This window comes from Variovorax sp. YR216, assembly GCF_900107745.1.
GTDB lineage: Bacteria > Pseudomonadota > Gammaproteobacteria > Burkholderiales > Burkholderiaceae_C > Variovorax.
Genome location: NZ_FNRO01000013.1, coordinates 158,565 through 174,580, shown reverse-complemented (window position 1 = coordinate 174,580; position 16,016 = coordinate 158,565). Strand labels below are relative to the sequence as shown.

18 protein-coding genes are annotated in these 16,016 nt (G+C 67.8%); 16 read left to right on the top strand and 2 right to left on the bottom strand.

Annotated features, from left to right (window positions below):
• Positions 1–175 precede the first annotated feature (175 nt).
• The 5 genes from acsA to BLW05_RS25905 are packed head-to-tail and all read left to right on the top strand — an operon-like array spanning position 176 to position 5,310.
• Positions 176–1,957, top strand: coding sequence for an acetate--CoA ligase (acsA, locus tag BLW05_RS25925; RefSeq protein ID WP_093166448.1), 1,782 nt, complete (start codon positions 176–178; stop codon positions 1,955–1,957).
• Positions 1,954–2,961, top strand: coding sequence for a pyruvate dehydrogenase (acetyl-transferring) E1 component subunit alpha (gene pdhA / locus BLW05_RS25920; protein WP_093166447.1), 1,008 nt, complete (start codon positions 1,954–1,956; stop codon positions 2,959–2,961). The genes acsA and pdhA overlap by 4 nt, the downstream gene beginning before the upstream one ends.
• Positions 2,958–3,947 (top strand): alpha-ketoacid dehydrogenase subunit beta, encoded by a 990-nt coding sequence (locus BLW05_RS25915; protein WP_093166446.1) that lies wholly within the window; start codon positions 2,958–2,960, stop codon positions 3,945–3,947. The genes pdhA and BLW05_RS25915 overlap by 4 nt, the downstream gene beginning before the upstream one ends.
• A 17-nt stretch (positions 3,948–3,964) precedes the next feature.
• On the top strand, positions 3,965–5,074 hold the full coding sequence (locus BLW05_RS25910) for a dihydrolipoamide acetyltransferase family protein (protein WP_256330495.1): 1,110 nt from the start codon (positions 3,965–3,967) through the stop codon (positions 5,072–5,074).
• Positions 5,071–5,310, top strand: a complete 240-nt coding sequence (locus BLW05_RS25905; RefSeq protein ID WP_093166444.1) for an acyl carrier protein — start codon at positions 5,071–5,073, stop codon at positions 5,308–5,310. The genes BLW05_RS25910 and BLW05_RS25905 overlap by 4 nt, the downstream gene beginning before the upstream one ends.
• Before the next feature lie 200 nt (positions 5,311–5,510).
• On the opposite strand, the gene BLW05_RS25900 is transcribed toward BLW05_RS25905, so the two are convergent.
• Complete coding sequence (locus tag BLW05_RS25900) at positions 5,511–5,735, bottom strand: hypothetical protein (protein ID WP_093166443.1); 225 nt, start codon at positions 5,733–5,735, stop codon at positions 5,511–5,513.
• 200 nt (positions 5,736–5,935) lie between these two features.
• Between BLW05_RS25900 and BLW05_RS25895 the strand changes: the two genes are divergently transcribed.
• The 6 genes from BLW05_RS25895 to BLW05_RS25870 all read left to right on the top strand — a co-directional run bounded on the left by BLW05_RS25895 (position 5,936) and on the right by BLW05_RS25870 (position 10,867).
• Positions 5,936–6,652: a GntR family transcriptional regulator gene (locus BLW05_RS25895; RefSeq protein ID WP_093166442.1), complete on the top strand. Its 717-nt coding sequence runs from the start codon at positions 5,936–5,938 to the stop codon at positions 6,650–6,652.
• 65 nt (positions 6,653–6,717) lie between these two features.
• Positions 6,718–7,269, top strand: coding sequence for a VOC family protein (locus BLW05_RS25890; RefSeq protein ID WP_093166441.1), 552 nt, complete (start codon positions 6,718–6,720; stop codon positions 7,267–7,269).
• 52 nt (positions 7,270–7,321) lie between these two features.
• Complete coding sequence (locus BLW05_RS25885) at positions 7,322–8,185, top strand: fumarylacetoacetate hydrolase family protein (protein WP_093166440.1); 864 nt, start codon at positions 7,322–7,324, stop codon at positions 8,183–8,185.
• A 97-nt stretch (positions 8,186–8,282) separates the two neighbouring features.
• Positions 8,283–9,254 (top strand): Bug family tripartite tricarboxylate transporter substrate binding protein, encoded by a 972-nt coding sequence (locus tag BLW05_RS25880; protein ID WP_093166439.1) that lies wholly within the window; start codon positions 8,283–8,285, stop codon positions 9,252–9,254.
• 10 nt (positions 9,255–9,264) lie between these two features.
• Positions 9,265–9,843 (top strand): amino acid synthesis family protein, encoded by a 579-nt coding sequence (locus tag BLW05_RS25875; protein WP_093166438.1) that lies wholly within the window; start codon positions 9,265–9,267, stop codon positions 9,841–9,843.
• Between the two features lie 31 nt (positions 9,844–9,874).
• Positions 9,875–10,867: a zinc-dependent alcohol dehydrogenase family protein gene (locus BLW05_RS25870; RefSeq protein ID WP_093166473.1), complete on the top strand. Its 993-nt coding sequence runs from the start codon at positions 9,875–9,877 to the stop codon at positions 10,865–10,867.
• An 11-nt stretch (positions 10,868–10,878) separates the two neighbouring features.
• Here the strand turns inward: BLW05_RS25870 and BLW05_RS36080 are convergent, their stop codons facing one another.
• The gene (locus tag BLW05_RS36080) at positions 10,879–11,046 is read right to left on the bottom strand and encodes a hypothetical protein (RefSeq protein WP_177142820.1); all 168 of its coding nucleotides are present in this window, start codon (positions 11,044–11,046) and stop codon (positions 10,879–10,881) included.
• 206 nt (positions 11,047–11,252) lie between these two features.
• Between BLW05_RS36080 and BLW05_RS25865 the strand changes: the two genes are divergently transcribed.
• Genes BLW05_RS25865 through BLW05_RS25845 form a run of 5 tightly spaced genes read left to right on the top strand, consistent with a single transcriptional unit; the run spans position 11,253 to position 16,003 of the window.
• Positions 11,253–12,515 (top strand): aromatic ring-hydroxylating dioxygenase subunit alpha, encoded by a 1,263-nt coding sequence (locus tag BLW05_RS25865; RefSeq protein WP_093166437.1) that lies wholly within the window; start codon positions 11,253–11,255, stop codon positions 12,513–12,515.
• A 2-nt stretch (positions 12,516–12,517) separates the two neighbouring features.
• Positions 12,518–12,991, top strand: a complete 474-nt coding sequence (locus tag BLW05_RS25860) for an aromatic-ring-hydroxylating dioxygenase subunit beta (protein ID WP_093166436.1) — start codon at positions 12,518–12,520, stop codon at positions 12,989–12,991.
• Between the two features lie 13 nt (positions 12,992–13,004).
• Positions 13,005–13,319: a non-heme iron oxygenase ferredoxin subunit gene (locus tag BLW05_RS25855; RefSeq protein ID WP_093166435.1), complete on the top strand. Its 315-nt coding sequence runs from the start codon at positions 13,005–13,007 to the stop codon at positions 13,317–13,319.
• A 24-nt stretch (positions 13,320–13,343) separates the two neighbouring features.
• Positions 13,344–14,597 carry an NAD(P)/FAD-dependent oxidoreductase gene (locus BLW05_RS25850; RefSeq protein WP_093166434.1) on the top strand — a complete coding sequence of 418 codons (1,254 nt, stop codon included), beginning with the start codon at positions 13,344–13,346 and terminating at the stop codon, positions 14,595–14,597.
• A 41-nt stretch (positions 14,598–14,638) separates the two neighbouring features.
• The gene (locus tag BLW05_RS25845; RefSeq protein ID WP_093166433.1) at positions 14,639–16,003 is read left to right on the top strand and encodes an MFS transporter; all 1,365 of its coding nucleotides are present in this window, start codon (positions 14,639–14,641) and stop codon (positions 16,001–16,003) included.
• Positions 16,004–16,016 lie beyond the last annotated feature (13 nt).

Below are 16,016 nucleotides of genomic sequence, written 5' to 3'. Positions count from 1 at the left end.
TCACTCCGGCGAACTCGTTCCGCGAAGCGTAGGGTGCCGCTGGTGGGTGCGGTTGACGAACATCAAGGCACGTGCCTGCACCGGGCCGGGTTCGGCGCGCCGGCCGCAGGCATCGCTTGATGAAGCGCAAGCTCTCTTCGCGGCTGCCGCCCATCATTGCGCCAGGAGGCAATCGATGGACCATCCAACTGCCACGCTGCACGAGCGGATCCGCAAGGACGTGCAATCTCTGCGGCCCGCGCCGAACCTCCTCGACTACGAGGCCGGTTGCGCTTCGTTCCGCTGGGAAGACGCACACCGTTTGCTGGACGGACTGCCGCAGGGCGGCGGCCTCAACATGGCGCATGAGGCAGTGGACCGCCACCTCCTTCACGGGCGAGGCCGCAAGACGGCCATCCGCTGGATCGGCAAGGAGGGCAGCCGGCGCGAGCTGGATTTCGAGCAGCTGGCGGCCGAGACCGCACGCTTCGCCAACGCGCTGCAATCGCTGGGCGTCGAAGCAGGTGAACGGGTCTTCGTACTGCTCGGACGTGTGCCGGAACTGCATGTGGCCGTGCTCGGGGCGCTCAAGGCGGGCTGCGTCGTCACGCCGCTCTTCTCCGCCTTCGGGCCGGAGCCGATCGCCACGCGCGCCGGCGCCGCGGACGCCCGCGTCGTGGTGACCACGCCAGAGTTGTATCGTCGCAAACTGCTCGGCCTGCGCGAGCGCCTTCCGGGGTTGCGCCACGTGATCCTGGTGGGCGACGCACCCTGCGAGGGCGCGGGACTGCAGCGCTGGAGTGAACTGGTGGAAGGCGCATCGCCGGTCTTCACGATACCGCGCACCGACCCGGAGAGCATGGCGCTGCTGCACTTCACCAGCGGGACCACCGGACGGCCCAAGGGGGCCGTGCATGTGCACGAGGCCATCGTCGCCCATGCGGTCACCGGCCGCTATGCGCTGGACCTGCACGACGACGATGTCTTCTGGTGCACCGCCGACCCGGGCTGGGTGACGGGCACCAGCTACGGCATCCTCGCGCCGTTGGTCAACGGCGTCACCAGTGTCGTGGTCGAGGCGGAGTTCGACGCGCAGGCCTGGTACTCGGTGCTCGAGCGCGAGCGTGTCACCGTCTGGTACACGGCGCCCACCGCGATCCGCATGATGATGAAGCTCGGCGCCGACGCCGTGCGCGGCCATGACCTGTCCGCGCTGCGCTTCGCGGCCAGTGTCGGCGAGCCGCTGAACCCGGAGGCGGTCGTCTGGGGGCTGGAAGCCTTCGGCCAGCCCTTCCACGACAACTGGTGGCAGACCGAGACCGGCGGCATCATGATCGCGAACTTCGCGGCGCTCGATGTCAAGCCTGGTTCCATGGGCCGGCCGTTGCCAGGGATCGAAGCCGCGATCGTCCGCCGCACCGCCGCGGGCCGCGTGGAGGTGGTGGAGACGCCGATGACGCACGGCGAGCTCGCCCTGAAGGCGCCGTGGCCGTCGATGATGCGCGGCTACCTGCACGAGGAGGAGCGCTACCGCAAGTGCTTCGCCGACGGGTGGTACCTCACCGGCGACCTCGCGAAGCGGGATGAAGAGGGCTACTACTGGTTCGTCGGCCGCGGCGATGACGTCATCAAGTCCGCGGGCCACCTGATCGGTCCGTTCGAGGTCGAAAGCGCCCTGCTGGAGCATCCGGCCGTGGCGGAAGCCGGGGTGATCGGCAAGCCGGACCCGGTGGCGGGCGAAATGGTGAAGGCCTTCGTGGCGCTCAAGCCCGGCTGGGAAGCGGGCGAGGCGCTGCGCCGGGAGCTGCTGGGCCATGCACGCAAGCGCTTGGGCGCGGCGGTCGCGCCCAAGGAGATCGACTTCCACCCCGGCCTGCCGCGCACGCGCAGCGGCAAGATCATGCGCCGCCTGCTCAAGGCACGCGAGCTGGGGTTGCCCGAAGGCGACCTTTCCACCCTCGAAGGAGACACGGCATGACCCCAAAGTTGCACCTGGGCAATGTGGATCTTCACCGCCTGTACCGAGAGATGCTGCGCATCCGCCGGTTCGAGGCGAAGTGCGTGGAGCTCTATCAGGCGCAGGAGATCCGCGGCTTCCTGCATCTCTACGACGGCGAGGAAGCGGTTGCCGTCGGCGTGATGTCGGCGCTGCAGCGCCGGGACGCGGTGGTCGCCACCTACCGCGAACATGGGCAGGCGCTTGCGCGCGGCGTTCCGATGGACCGCCTCATGGCGGAGATGCTTGGCAAGCGCGAGGGCTGCTGCCTGGGGCGCGGGGGCTCCATGCACATCTTCGACGCGGCGCTGCGCTTCTTCGGCGGCAATGCCATTGTCGGCGGCGGGCTGCCGGTCGCGGCGGGCATCGCGCTGGCGGACCTTCGCCTGGGCCGGGATGCGGTCACGGCGTGCTTCTTCGGCGAAGGCGCCGTGACCGAAGGTGCGTTCCACGAAACCATGAACCTGGCCTCGCTCTGGCGGCTGCCGCTGCTGTTCGTGTGCGAGAACAACCTGTATGCGATGGGAATGCCGCTGGCCGACGCGGAGGCCCAGACCGCCGTCTTTCGCAAGGCAGAGGCCTACCGCATGCAGTCCGCCAGCGTCGATGGCATGGACCCTGTCGCGGTCCAGGCGGCGGCAGCCCGGGGCGTGGAGCATGCCCGCTCCGGGGAGGGCCCCTTCTTCATGGAATGCCGCACGTATCGCTTCCGCGCCCACTCCATGTTCGATGCGCAGTCCTATCGCTCGCGCGAGGAGGTGGACAACTGGAAGCAGCGCGACCCCATCGAGCGCCTGCGCTGCTGGATGCTGGAAAACCACCACGCGTCGGAGGCGCAGCTGGCGGAGATCGAGCAGGGCGTGGACCAGGAACTGGCTGCCGCGGTCGCATTTGCCGAGGCGGGCACGCTCGAGCCGGTGGCGGACCTGGAGCGCTTCGTCACGATGGACAGCGTGCCGCAGGAGCGCACTGGGAGCGTCGCATGAGCGCGCCGAACCGCATGGCCTACCGGGAGGCGTGCCGCCAGGCCCTGCGCGCAGCGTTGCAGGCCGACCAGCGCGTGTTCCTCATGGGCGAGGACGTGGGCAAGTACGGCGGCTGCTATGCCGTCACCAAGGGCCTGCTGGAGGAGTTCGGGCCGCAGCGCATCGTCGACACGCCCCTGGCCGAGAACGGGTTCGTGGGCATGGGCATCGGCGCGGCGCTCGCAGGGCTGCGGCCCATCGTGGAGATCATGACCTGCAACTTCAGCCTGCTGGCCCTCGACCAGATCGTCAACAACGCGGCCACGATCCCGCACATGTCGGGCGGGCAGTTCGCGGTCCCGCTGGTGATCCGGATGGCGACCGGCGCCGGACGCCAGCTGGCGGCACAGCACTCGCACAGCTTCGAGGGCTGGTACGCCCACATCCCTGGCCTCAAGGTGGCGGCGCCCGGCACCGTGGAGGATGCGCGCTTCATGCTGGCCGCGGCGCTCGCCGACCCCAACCCGGTGCTGCTGTTCGAGCACATCGGCCTGTACGCGATGGAGGAAGAGGTGGACCGCGGGATCGATCATGTCGACCTGTCGCGCGCCCGCGTGCGGCGCCCGGGACGCGACGTCACCATCGCATCCTATGGCGCCGGGCTGCAGAAGTCGCTGGCGGCGGCCCAGCGCCTCGCGCAGGAAGGCGTGGAGGCCGAGGTGATCGACTTGCGCATGCTGCGGCCGCTCGACGACGAGACCGTGGCCGGCTCGGTCGCGCGCACGCACCGCTGCGTGATCGTGGACGAGGCGTGGCGCAGCGGCTCGGTGTCCGCGGAACTGGCCGCGCGCCTCCTGGAGGGCTGCTTCTATGAACTCGACGCGCCAATCCGCCGCGTCTGCAGCCGGGAGGTGCCGGTGCCCTACGCCGCGCACCTGGAGGAAGCGGCGCTGCCGCAGGTGCAGCAGGTGATGGACGCCGTGCGCGGTGTGCTGGCGAGGGGCTGAGCATGCAGGAATTCCGCATGCCCGCCCTGGGCGCCGACATGGAGATGGGGCGGCTCGTCCAATGGTGCGTGCCGGCCGGTACGCATGTGAAGCCGGGGGACGTCGTCGCGGTGGTGGAGACGCAGAAGGGCGCGATCGACGTCGAGATATTCCTCGATGGCGTGCTGGAGGATCTCGTGCCGCTCGGCACGGAGCTGCCCGTGGGCGGCGTGCTTGCACACGTGCGCGGGCAAGAGGAAGCACCGGGCGCGGTCGCTAAGGAACCCGTACCGCCAGCCACACGCGTGCGCGCGAGCCCGGCCGCGCGGCGGCGCGCACAGGAGCTCGGGGTTGATCTGGCGGCGCTGGCCGGCAGCGGGCCCGATGGCGTGATCGCGCTCGCCGACGTGGAACGCGCCACGCAGTTGCGGCCCCCGCCCGCTGCGCAGCCCGCGCCGGCCGGGTTCGACCCTGCGCAGATGAGCGCGGCCATCGCCACGGCGATGGGGCGCTCCAAGCGAGAGATCCCGCACTACTACCTGACGCAGGCGATCGACTTCGGCGCCGCGCAGCAATGGCTCACGGCGTACAACGAACAGCGTGCACCCGCCGAGCGCCTGCTGGCGGCGGTGCTGTTTCTCAAGGCCACGGCGCTCGCATTGCGCCAGGTGCCGCAGTTGAACGGCTTCTGGCGCGACGGCGCGGCGCAGCTTGCACCGTCCGTGCACCCGGGTTGGGCGATCTCCCTGCGCGGCGGCGGCCTGGTCGCCCCAGCGCTGCACGATGCGGATCGGGCCAGCCTGCCCGCGCTGATGGTGGCGTTGCGCGACCTCGTGCAGCGCGCGCGCAACGGCCGCTTGCGCAGCTCGGAGCTGAGCGATCCGACCGTGACCGTCACCAGCCTGGGCGAGCGCGGGGCCGACAGCGTGCTGGGCGTGATCTATCCACCGCAGTTGGCGCTGATCGGTTTCGGACGGATCGTCACGCGGCCCTGGGTGGCGGATGGTCAACTGGTCGTGCGGCCCGTCGTGCAGGCCAGCGTGGCCGCGGACCACCGCGCGAGCGACGGCCACCTCGGCGCTCGCTTTCTCGAGCTGCTGGATGCGGGGCTGCAGGATCCAGCGGCACTGGCAAGGAGTACCACATGAACGCCATGCAAGCCCGCGCACTGGCCGCCGAAGTGCTGGCCGGCATCGCGCCCGAAGCGGACCTCGCCACCGTGCGCGAGGACGAGGACCTGCGTGCGGCGCTGGACCTCGACTCCATGGACTTCATGAACTTTGTGATCGGCCTGAGCGAGCGCTCTGGTCGCGCAATTTCCGAGGCGGACACGCCCCGTCTGCATACCTTGCGAGGCCTGTTCGCCTACCTGGCGGCGCGCTGACGTTCTTGGCTTCGAGGACGGGACCGTTCTTCTGATCAAGCCGGGTCGACTGCGACAAACGCGGGGCTGCTGGATCGCTATCGCGAAGGCCAAGGAATGGGCGGTGCATCATGAGATCAACACGTTACGCAGGTGAGGACGGCGGCGTCACCCTTGCCCCTTGCAAAAAAGTCAGGTGCCGGCGAGGGAGATGCCCCCGATCAGCGTTTGCAGATGATCTCGGGCCAAAGAGCGCCTTCGGCGCTGTATCGCCAAATGATCTCCTTGACCTTGGCGTTGCCCTTGAAGGCGTCGTCCACGTTCGCGTCCTGCGGAACCACGATCGTTTGCCCGATTTCAGGCAGCGGACCAAGGTATGGATGGTGGGACGTGCCAACCTGCAATTCGAGCGGTGTCAGGGATCCCGCATGAATCGTGAGTCGCATCGTGTGCTCCTACGCGGTGCAGGTGCACCGTCACTTCGCTTCGATGCTAGGCAGGTGAAGCTCGGCGGCTGTTGATCTGCATCAATCAAGCTGGGGCAGGGCGACGCAGACAACTCCTGGCTCGAACCCAATTGGTCTTTTCCAATCTCTATTGGCCGCCACCAGCTCGTTCGCGAAAGTTGTGCGTGAAATCTAGTTTTATGCATAAAATAAGATCCATGCAAAATGCAGATCCCACTTCGAACCCGCCGCCACTGGTCGAGCAGGCCTTCGCGCGGCTGCGCGCGGATGTGCTCGCGGGCGCCTTCGCCGCAGGCTCCAAGCTCAAGCTCGACGAGCTGCAGAGCCTCTACGGCTATTCGAGCAGCCCGCTGCGCGAGGCGCTGAGCCGGCTCTCGCAAGAGGGCCTGGTGCGCGCCGACGAGCGGCGCGGTTTTCGGGTCGCACCGATCTCCGCCGAGGACCTGGCCGACATCACCCACATGCGCGTGATGCTCGATGTCCCGGCGCTGCGCGAGTCGATCGCGCATGGCGACGACGCCTGGGAGGCGACTGTGATCGCCGCGTTTCACCGGCTCGAGAAGGTCGAGTCGCGTCTGAGTGACGGCCCCGTGGTGCTCGACGAGGAATGGAGCGAACTGCATCGGGCCTTCCACCTCGCGCTGGTCGGGGCCTGTCCCTCGGAGCGACAGCGCGCCTGGGGCGCCAGCCTGTTCGACCAGGCCGAGCGCTATCGGCGCTATTCGGCCCGCTTTCGCCGGACCGCGCGGCGCAAGTCGAACGAGCACCGCAAGCTCATGGACGCGGCGCTGCGGCGCGACGCGGACACCGCCTGCGCGCTGCTCGAGGAGCACATCCTGAGCACGCAGCGCAACGTGCTCGCCGCGCTGCGGCATGCCGAAGGCGCCGAGCGGTAGTCGGCACCCCTGACGCGCAAGCGGCCGCAGAGCCGTATTTCGCTACACCAACAACTGGAGACTTCATGCTCAAGGTCAACCGACCCACGCCGTCGCATTTCGGGATCTACGTGACCGATCTCGAACGCATGGTGGCGTTCTATACCGAGACCTTCGATCTCACGATCACCGACCGCGGGGAAGGGCGCACCTTCAAGAACACGCTGGTGTTCACGAGTGCGAGCCCCGACCAGCACCACCAGCTCGTGATCGCGTCGGGCCGCCCGAAGGAGGCCACGTTCAGCACTGTGATGCAGATCTCGTTCGCGGTGCCGGGCATCCAGCACCTGCGCGACATTTCGGCACGCGCAGCGGCGCGCGGCGCCACCGAGATCCGCGGGCTCAACCACGGCAACGCACTGTCTGTCTACATGCTCGACCCCGAAGGCAACACGGTCGAGATCTACGTGGACACGCCGTTCTACGTCTCGCAGCCGCACGGCGACCCGCTCGATCTCTCCAAGGACGACGAGACGCTGATGCGCGAGACCGAAGACATCTGTCGCCGCGACCCGAGCTTCATGCCGCTCGCGCAATGGCAGGCGCAGTTCGCCCGAAAGTCGCCTGCGCCCCACTGATCCGTCATTCCCTCAATCACCTTTCGCATTCACCCACCGGAGTCCCTCACCCATGAAGCTTCTTTCCTTCGTCCATCAAGGTCGCGAAACCTGGGGCGCCGTCGTCGGCGACAGCGTCGTCGATCTCGGCCGTGCGTTCCCGCAATACGCCACCCTTGCCGACTACATCGCAGCGGACGGCCACAAGCAGGCCGCGCAGCATGTGGAAGGACTCGTGCCGGCCGCGAAGCTCGCCGACATCACGTACCTGCCCGTGATCCCGCGGCCCGAGAAGATCGTCTGCGCGGTGCGCAACTACATGGACCACCACCAGGAAGTGCTCGCGGCCGGCATGCAGCGCGAGCTCTCGGAGCAGCCGCCGATCTTCCTGCGCGTGTGGCGCTCGCAATGCGCGCACGACCAGCCGATCGTGCGTCCGCGCGTGTCGGAGTCGCTCGACTGGGAAGGCGAGCTTGCGGTGATCATCGGCCGCGGCGGCCGCGACATCGCGGAGGCCGACGCCTTTGATCATGTGGCCGGCTACGCCTGCTACAACGACGGCAGCGTGCGCGAGTGGCAGTTCCACGCCAAGCAGATCGCCTCCGGCAAGAACTTCGAATCGACCGGCGGCTTCGGCCCTTGGATGGTCACCGCCGATGAAATCGCACCGGGGCGCGAGCTCAAGCTCGAGACCCGGCTCAACGGCGAAGTGGTGCAGAGCAGCCACACCGGCCACATGATCTTCAGCATCCCGAAGCTGATCAGCTATGCCTCGACGATCTTCACGCTGGTGCCCGGCGACGTGATCGCGACCGGCACCCCGGCCGGCGTGGGCTGGAGCAAGAAGCCGCCGCGCTTCATGAAGCCCGGCGACGTGTGCGAAGTCGAGATCGAAGGCATCGGCGTGCTGCGCAATCCGATCGTGCAGCAGGCCTGAGCCTGCCTGCCGAAGCCCCCGGCGCGGTGCCGGGGCACGCGGCACGCGCAGGCGGCGCGGCGCGGTCCATCGATAGAAAAAAGAACGGAGACAAACCATGCGGCGCAGAGCATTTCTCGCTGCAGGCCTCGGCCTTGCCTGCACAGTTTCGACAGTTCCTGCCTGGTCACAGGCTTACCCGGACCGGCCGATCCGGATCTATCAGGGCTTCGCGGCCGGCGGCAATGCCGACACCATCGCGCGCGTCGTCGGCGCCGAGATGACCAGGACCCTGGGCCAGCCTTTCTTGATCGAGGCCCAGACCGGCGCCGGCGGCACGATTGCCGCGGCCACGGTCGCACGCGCCAAGCCCGACGGCTACACGCTGCTGCTGGCGACCGGCGGCCATGCGGTTGCCGGAGCGCTCTACAACAAGCTCGGCTATCAGACCGTCGGCGACTTCCAGATGATCTCCACGGTCACCTACTTCCCGTTCCTGATCGTGGTGCGCGCCGATTCGCCCTACCAGAGCCTCACGCAACTGCTTGCGGCGGCTCGTGCCGATGCCAAGGGCGTTTCCTACGGCTCCGCCGGCGTCGGCTCGACGCACCATCTTGCGGGCGAGTTGCTCGTGCGCAGCGCCAAGGCCGAGATCCTGCATGTGCCGTACCGCGGTGACGCGGCCTCGGTCACTGCGTTGCTGGGCGGCGAGGTGCCGATGATCATCGCGCCGCCGACGGCCGTGATGACCAACATCAAGGCGGGCAAGCTGCGCGCGCTCGCGACCACGGGCGCGCAGCGCTGGAGCGCGATGCCCGAGCTGCCCACGGTGGCGGAGCAGGGTGTGGCAGGTTACGAGGTCACCTCGTGGGCCGGCTTGATGGCGCCCGCGGGCACGCCCCGGCCGATCGTCGAGCAGTTGCGTGCGGCGGCGCTCAAGTCGCTGCAGGTGCCCGGCGTGCGCGCGCGGCTCGAAGACATGGGTGGCGAGGCACGCGGCAGCACGCCCGAGGAAATGACCGCGATGGTGAGCACGGAACTCCAGAAATGGACGACCATCGTCAATGAAGCACACATTCCCAAACAGTGAGGTTCCCCAGATGTCCCTGATCGAGATCCGCAAACGCAGCCTGAACGTCGAGACCACCTACCACGAAGGCGGTCCGCCGGTCGCGACGCCGCTGAAACTGGCCGCAGCCTGCGCCGTCATCCGCAACCCCTATGCAGGCCGCTACGAGCCCGACCTGATGCCTTTCATGGCCGAGCTGCGCACGCTCGGCACCTTGCTCGCGACCGAACTCGTCGATCTGCTGGGGCGCGACAAGGTCGAGGTCTACAGCAAGGCCGCGATCGTCGGCGTGAACGGCGAACTCGAGCATGGCGCGGTCTGGCACGAGGCCGGCGGCTGGGCGATGCGCGAGGTGCTCGGCGAGCCCAAGGCCATCGTGCCGTCGTCCAAGGCCGTCGCATCGGCCGGCTATCGCCTGATGGTGCCGCTGCACTACATCCACGCGGCCTACGTCCGCAGCCATTACAACTCGATGGAAATCGGCATCCAGGATGCGCCGCGCCCCGACGAGATCCTGTTCGCGCTGCTCATGGGCACCGGCGGCCGCGTGCACGCGCGCCTCGGCGGCCTGAGCAAGGACAAGGTGTCCGTGCACGACGGCCAGCGCTAGACGCGACCAGGGAGCACACAGGATGCAGACGATGCAAGCCATTCAGGTGCGCGTGCCGGGCGGTCCCGACGCGCTCGAGCAGGTCGAGTTGCCGGTGCCGCAGTGCGGGCCCGGCCAGGTGCTGGTCCGCGCCGCCGCGATCGGCGCCGGCGGGCCCGACGTGCTGATCCGCAACGGCACCTACAAGTGGATGCCGCCATTGCCGGCGATTCCGGGCAACGAGATGGCCGGCACCATCGTGGCGGTCGGCAACGGCGTCGATTCCGCGCGCGTGGGCGAGCGCGTGTTCGTGAGCTCGCGCGAGCTGCCCGAGCGCGGCGGCTGCTATGCGCAGTACATCGCGGTGCCAGCCGATGCCCCTTTCGCGCTGCCGGACGAGATCAGCGACACCGACGCCTGCGGCCTCGGCAACCTGCAACTGGCGCAGGCCATGCTGCTCGGCACCAACGGGGGCCTGCCGGTGCGCTCGATCCTGGTCCTCGGGGCCGCGGGCGGCGTCGCGACCGCGCTGGTGCAGCTCGCGCGCCATCACGGCATGACCGTGATCGGCACCGCTTCCACGCCGGCCAAGCAGGCGCACGCGCTGGCCCATGGTGTGACCACGCTGGTGGACGGAGACCCGACGGGCCTTCCGGCGCGTGTCCTCGAAGCCACCGGCGGTCGCGGTGTGGATCTGGCCTTCGACCACGTGGGCGGCGAACTGCTGATGGCCTGCATCCGCTCGCTCGCGCCGCTGGGCACCGCGATCTCCTACAACATCGCCGGCGGGCCGCCGTCGCGTGACGTGTTCATGGAGCTGCGTTCGCTGCTCAGCAAGAGCCTCGCGGTGCGGACCTTCTCGATCCACACCTTCGATCAGGACCGCTCGCAGCGCCGGGGCCTCATGGAGAGCGCCATCGCCCTGATGCGCAGCGGGGCCGTCAAGGCGCCTCCGGTGCAGGTGTATCCGCTGGCCGAGGCGCGTCGCGTCCACGAATTGCTGGATGCCGGATCGACGCTCGGAAAGCTGGTTCTCGAACCCTGAAGAGGGGGTCGCTAGAAGCGACCCGTCGCCCGCTTCTGGACCACCGGCTTGGCCGGCGGCTTTTCAGCCTTCGCCGACGCGTCCTTCCGGGGCGCGCGCTTGGCAGGCTTGCGCCGTCCCTTCAGGGACTCGATCAGGGACAGGGCACCCTTGTCGAACTTCGCGTTTTCATCGGGCATGGCGGCCTCCAGATGGCGAGGGCCGGATGGTAAGCCGGGTACGCATCTCCCGCGCACTATCACGACGGGTGATGTGCTGAATCACGCATGCCGCATTGACGGAATATTGCGCGAAATCAATGATCCGTCCCAAGCCGCGAGGTAGTGCGGCCGAACATCAAAAGCCAAGGCGCCCTTCAGTGGCTGCACGTAGCAAAGGAGACCCCATGAGTGAATGCCCCGTCACGGTGTTCCCGCCCCGCATCCAGTGGGAAAGCGATGGAACCAGCCGGATTCCCTTCCAGGCCTACACCGACGAAGCGATCTACAAGAAGGAACTCGATCGCTTCTTCTACCGAAACCACTGGTGCTATGTCGGCCTCGAAGCCGAAGTCCCGAACGCGGGCGACTTCAAGCGCACCGTGGTCGGCGAACGCTCGGTCATCATGGTGCGCGACAAGGACGGATCGATCCATGTGGTCGAGAACGTCTGCGCGCATCGCGGCATGGCCTTCTGCCGCGAGCGGCACGGCAACCGCGAGAGCTTCACCTGCCCCTACCACCAGTGGAACTACACGCTCTCGGGCGATCTGCAGGGCGTGCCCTTCCGGCGCGGCGTGAAGCAGGACGGCAAGGTGCATGGCGGCATGCCGGCGGACTTCAAGCCCGCGGACCACGGGCTCACCAAGCTCAAGGTGGCCACGCGGGGCGGCGTGGTGTTCGCGTCGTTCGACCACGAGGTCGAGTCGCTCGAGGACTTCCTCGGGCCGGTGATCCTCGGCTACTTCGACCGTCTCTTCAACGGCCGCAAGCTCAAGATCCTCGGCTACAACCGCCAGCGCATCCCGGGCAACTGGAAGCTGATGCAGGAGAACATCAAGGACCCGTACCACCCCGGTCTGCTCCACACCTGGTTCGTCACTTTCGGTCTCTGGCGCGCGGACAACAAGTCGCAGCTCCTGATGGACGAGCGTCATCGTCACGCGGCGATGGTGTCGACGCGCGGCGCGGCCGGCAAGGCGGACCAGGTGACGCAAGTGTCGAGCTTCAAGGACAGCATGCAGCTGCACGACGCGCGCTTCCTGGACATCGTGCAGGAGCCCTGGTGGGGCGGTCCGACCGCGGTGATGACCACCATCTTCCCGAGCGTGATCTTCCAGCAGCAGGTCAACAGCGTCTCGACGCGGCACATCCAGCCTGACGGCCACGGCGCCTTCGATTTCGTCTGGACGCACTTCGGCTTCGAGGACGACACCGAGGAGATGACCCAGCGGCGACTGCGCCAGGCGAACCTCTTCGGGCCGGCCGGCTTCGTGTCGGCAGACGACGGCGAGGTGATCGAATGGTCGCAGGAAGGCTTCGAGACCAAGCCCTTCCACCGCACCGTCGCCGAACTCGGCGGGCGCGAAGTGGGCGACACCGACCACATGGTGACCGAGACCCTGATCCGCGGCATGTACGAGTACTGGCGCAAGGCGATGGAGGCCTGATGATGGAATTCCAGGACTACTTCGAACTCACGCAGCTCTACGCCGAATACGCCTCGGCGCTCGACCGGGCGGACTGGGACGCATGGCCCGAGTTCTTCACCGACGACTGCATCTACAAGCTGCAGCCGCGCGAGAACCACGAGCGGGGCTTCCCGCTCGCGACCCTGGCCTTCGACAGCAAGGGCATGCTGAAGGACCGCGTCTACGGCATCCGCGAGACGCTCTTCCACGACCCGTACTACCAGCGCCATGTGGTCGGCACGCCGATCGTGCGCAGGACCGATTCCGAGGGCCGCATCCATTGCGAGGCCAACTACGCGGTGTTTCGCACGCGGCTGTCCAAGGAGAGCACCGTCTTCAATGTGGGACGAACGATCGACGAGATCGTGCGCACGCCCGGCGGACTCAAGTTCGCATCGCGCATCGTGGTCTACGACAGCGAAATGATCCCGAACTCGATCATCTATCCCATCTGACGAGAGGCACTCCATGACGATCAACTGGGTTGACGCGGCCGCGCACGACGACGTGCCGCAGGAAGACGTGATCGGTCTGGCGGTGGCCGGACGCGATATCGCGCTCTACAGCGTCGAAGGCGAAGTGTTCGCCACCGACAACATCTGCTCGCACGGCCATGCACGCCTGTGCGATGGCTTCCTCGAAGGCCACGAGATCGAATGCCCGCTGCACCAGGGCAAGTTCGATGTGCGCACCGGCCAGCCGAGTTGCGCGCCGGTCACCGAAGCGATCCGCAGCTATCCAGTGAAGGTCGAAGGCGGCCGGATCTGGCTCGCGATCGAATAGTCCTTCTCCACTCCCGAGGTCTACATGGACACCATGGCAATGGGTGTCGCGGCCGGCGTTCGCCCGGACGCGACGATCGTGATCGTCGGTGCGGGACAGGCCGGCGGCTGGGCGGCGCAGACCTTGCGCAGCGAAGGCTTCGGCGGGCGCATCGTGCTGCTTGGCGACGAGACGCATCTTCCGCACGAGAGGCCGCCGCTGTCGAAGGCGGTGCTTGCGGGCGAAGCGGCTCCCGAGAGTACCTGGCTCTTCAAGGAAGCGGCGTTCGTGGCGCTCGATCTCGACTGGCGCCCCGGCACGCGCGTCACGCGCATCGACCGGGCAGGCAGGCGGGTCGAATTGGCCGACGGCGAGCCGATCGCCTATGACAAGCTGATCCTGTGTTCCGGCGGACGCGCCCGACCGCTTGCGGCGCCCGGCGCCGATACGGCGCGCATTCACACGCTGCGGACCATCGACGATGCGCAGCGACTGGGTTCCGCGCTCGGCAGCGCGCGCAGCCTCGTCGTGATCGGCGGCGGGTGGATCGGCCTCGAGGTGGCCGCGACAGCGCGCAAGAAGGGCCTCGACGTCGTCGTTCTCGAAGCGCAATCCCGGCTTTGCGAGCGGAGCGTTCCGGCACAGGTGTCCGAGCACCTGCTGGAGCTGCACCGTGCACACGGCACGCGCATCGTGCTCGACGCGAAGGTCAAGGCTTTCGGTAGCGATCACGAGGGCCGCTCGACGGTCGAACTCGATGACGCAGGGACCCTGCGCGCCGATGCGGTCTTCGCCGGCGTCGGCCTGATCCCGAACGATGAGCTGGCCCGCGCGGCGGGTCTGGAATGCGACGGCGGAGTTCTCGTCGACGCGCGCTGCGTGAGTTCCGACCCGGACATCCTCGCCGCTGGCGATGTCGCGGTGACGCCCAACCGATGGGCCGGCCGCCGCCTGCGCCTGGAGTCCTGGCAGAACGCACAGGAGCAGGGCATGGCCGCCGCACGCTCGGCACTCGGGCAGGCGGTGGACCACCAGCCGCTGCCATGGTTCTGGTCCGACCAGTACGACATGAACCTGCAGATCTACGGCATGCCTTCGGCGACAGATCGCGTCGTGATGCGAGGCCGGCCGGATGCGGGCAGCTTCCTGCTCTTCTACCTCGATGGCGACATCGTCCGCGCGGCGATCGGCGTCAACGCCGCGCGCGACCTGCGATTCGCGCGCCGCCTGATCGAGCAGCGCAAGGCGGTCGATGCCGCGCGCCTGGCCGACCCCGGCGTGCCGATGGCCAGGATCTGACACACGACTTCAAGAACAAACGACCACGGAGACGACGCTTCATGCGAAAGATCAATATCCACGCGCTGGCCGACGAGGCCCGGTTCAACGGATTCCACCTGCGGGTCCTCATCACCTGCGCGCTCATCATCATCTTCGACGGCTACGACCTCGCCGTCGTGGGCGCCGCGCTGCCTTCGATCATGAAGGACCTGCACGTGGACCCGACCCACGCCGGCTTCATGGTGAGCTCGGCCCTGTTCGGGATGATGTTCGGCGCGATCGTCTTCGGCACGGTGGCCGACCGCATCGGCCGCCGCTGGACGATCGCGATCTGCATCCTGCTGTTCAGCCTGTTCACGGCCGCGGCGGGCCTCACGCGGGATCCGCTCGTCTTTGGCATCGCGCGCTTCTTCGCGGGTGTCGGCATCGGCGGCGTGATGCCGAACGTGGTGGCGCAGATGACCGAGTATTCGCCGAAGCGCATGCGCGCGACGCTCGTGACGCTGATGTTCAGCGGCTACGCCGTCGGCGGCATCGTCGCGGCGGTGCTCGGCAAGGGCCTCATCGAGAGCTACGGATGGCCATCGGTGTTCTTCGCGGCGGCGCTGCCGGTCGTGCTGATTCCGCCGATGCTCCGGTGGATGCCCGAGTCGATGCCTTTCCTGCTCGCCAAGGGCAGGGCGGACGAACTGAAATCGATCGCGACGCGCCTTGACCTGAGCTACCGCCCGCAAGGCGGCGACGAGTTCGTCGTGCCGCGCGAGGACAAGGCCGACAACGCGCCGATCCGGCACCTGTTCGCCGAGGGGCGCGGCTTCAGCACCGTGATGTTCTGGGTCGCGTTCTTCATGTGCCTGTTCATGGTGTACGCGCTGAGCTCCTGGCTCACCAAGCTCATGGCCAACGCGGGCTACAGCCTCGGCTCGGCCCTGACCTTCGTGCTCGTGCTGAACGTCGGCGCGATCGTCGGCTCGGTCGGCGGCGGCTGGCTCGCGGATCGCTTCCACATCAAGCACGTGCTGGCGGGCATGTACGCGCTGGCCGCGGTGTCGATCACGCTGCTGGGCTTCAAGGTGTCGACCGGAGCGCTCTACGTGCTGGTCGCGCTCGCAGGTGCTTCGACCATCGGCACGCAGATCGTGGCCAATGCCTACACCGGCCAGTTCTATCCGATGGCGGTTCGCTCGACCGGGCTCGGCTGGGCGCTCGGCATCGGTCGCAGCGGGGCGATCATCGCGCCGATCCTCATCGGTGTGCTGGTCGGCATGAACCTGCCGCTGCAGCAGAACTTCGTCGCCATTGCAGTGCCGGCTCTCATCGGCATGGTTGCGGTGCTGCTGATCGACCACACCAGATCGGCCTCGTATCGCGTGCAATCAGCGCCCGCATCGGCCCAAGCCCCTGCGCGTACCGCAAAGATCTGAAGAAAGGACAAGC

What these genes read in the sequence shown, in the direction of transcription:
- BLW05_RS25865 (WP_093166437.1), top strand. Translation starts at nt 11,253, where the DNA reads ATGAGTGAATGCCCCGTCACGGTGTTCCCGCCCCGCATCCAGTGGGAA.
- BLW05_RS25880 (WP_093166439.1), top strand. Translation starts at nt 8,283, where the DNA reads ATGCGGCGCAGAGCATTTCTCGCTGCAGGCCTCGGCCTTGCCTGCACA.
- BLW05_RS25850 (WP_093166434.1), top strand. Translation starts at nt 13,344, where the DNA reads ATGGACACCATGGCAATGGGTGTCGCGGCCGGCGTTCGCCCGGACGCG.
- BLW05_RS25855 (WP_093166435.1), top strand. Translation starts at nt 13,005, where the DNA reads ATGACGATCAACTGGGTTGACGCGGCCGCGCACGACGACGTGCCGCAG.
- pdhA (WP_093166447.1), top strand. Translation starts at nt 1,954, where the DNA reads ATGACCCCAAAGTTGCACCTGGGCAATGTGGATCTTCACCGCCTGTAC.
- BLW05_RS25870 (WP_093166473.1), top strand. Translation starts at nt 9,875, where the DNA reads ATGCAAGCCATTCAGGTGCGCGTGCCGGGCGGTCCCGACGCGCTCGAG.
- BLW05_RS25915 (WP_093166446.1), top strand. Translation starts at nt 2,958, where the DNA reads ATGAGCGCGCCGAACCGCATGGCCTACCGGGAGGCGTGCCGCCAGGCC.
- BLW05_RS25885 (WP_093166440.1), top strand. Translation starts at nt 7,322, where the DNA reads ATGAAGCTTCTTTCCTTCGTCCATCAAGGTCGCGAAACCTGGGGCGCC.
- BLW05_RS36080 (WP_177142820.1), bottom strand. Translation starts at nt 11,046, where the DNA reads ATGCCCGATGAAAACGCGAAGTTCGACAAGGGTGCCCTGTCCCTGATC.
- BLW05_RS25845 (WP_093166433.1), top strand. Translation starts at nt 14,639, where the DNA reads ATGCGAAAGATCAATATCCACGCGCTGGCCGACGAGGCCCGGTTCAAC.
- BLW05_RS25890 (WP_093166441.1), top strand. Translation starts at nt 6,718, where the DNA reads ATGCTCAAGGTCAACCGACCCACGCCGTCGCATTTCGGGATCTACGTG.
- BLW05_RS25900 (WP_093166443.1), bottom strand. Translation starts at nt 5,735, where the DNA reads ATGCGACTCACGATTCATGCGGGATCCCTGACACCGCTCGAATTGCAG.
- acsA (WP_093166448.1), top strand. Translation starts at nt 176, where the DNA reads ATGGACCATCCAACTGCCACGCTGCACGAGCGGATCCGCAAGGACGTG.
- BLW05_RS25910 (WP_256330495.1), top strand. Translation starts at nt 3,965, where the DNA reads ATGCCCGCCCTGGGCGCCGACATGGAGATGGGGCGGCTCGTCCAATGG.
- BLW05_RS25895 (WP_093166442.1), top strand. Translation starts at nt 5,936, where the DNA reads ATGCATAAAATAAGATCCATGCAAAATGCAGATCCCACTTCGAACCCG.
- BLW05_RS25875 (WP_093166438.1), top strand. Translation starts at nt 9,265, where the DNA reads ATGTCCCTGATCGAGATCCGCAAACGCAGCCTGAACGTCGAGACCACC.
- BLW05_RS25905 (WP_093166444.1), top strand. Translation starts at nt 5,071, where the DNA reads ATGAACGCCATGCAAGCCCGCGCACTGGCCGCCGAAGTGCTGGCCGGC.
- BLW05_RS25860 (WP_093166436.1), top strand. Translation starts at nt 12,518, where the DNA reads ATGGAATTCCAGGACTACTTCGAACTCACGCAGCTCTACGCCGAATAC.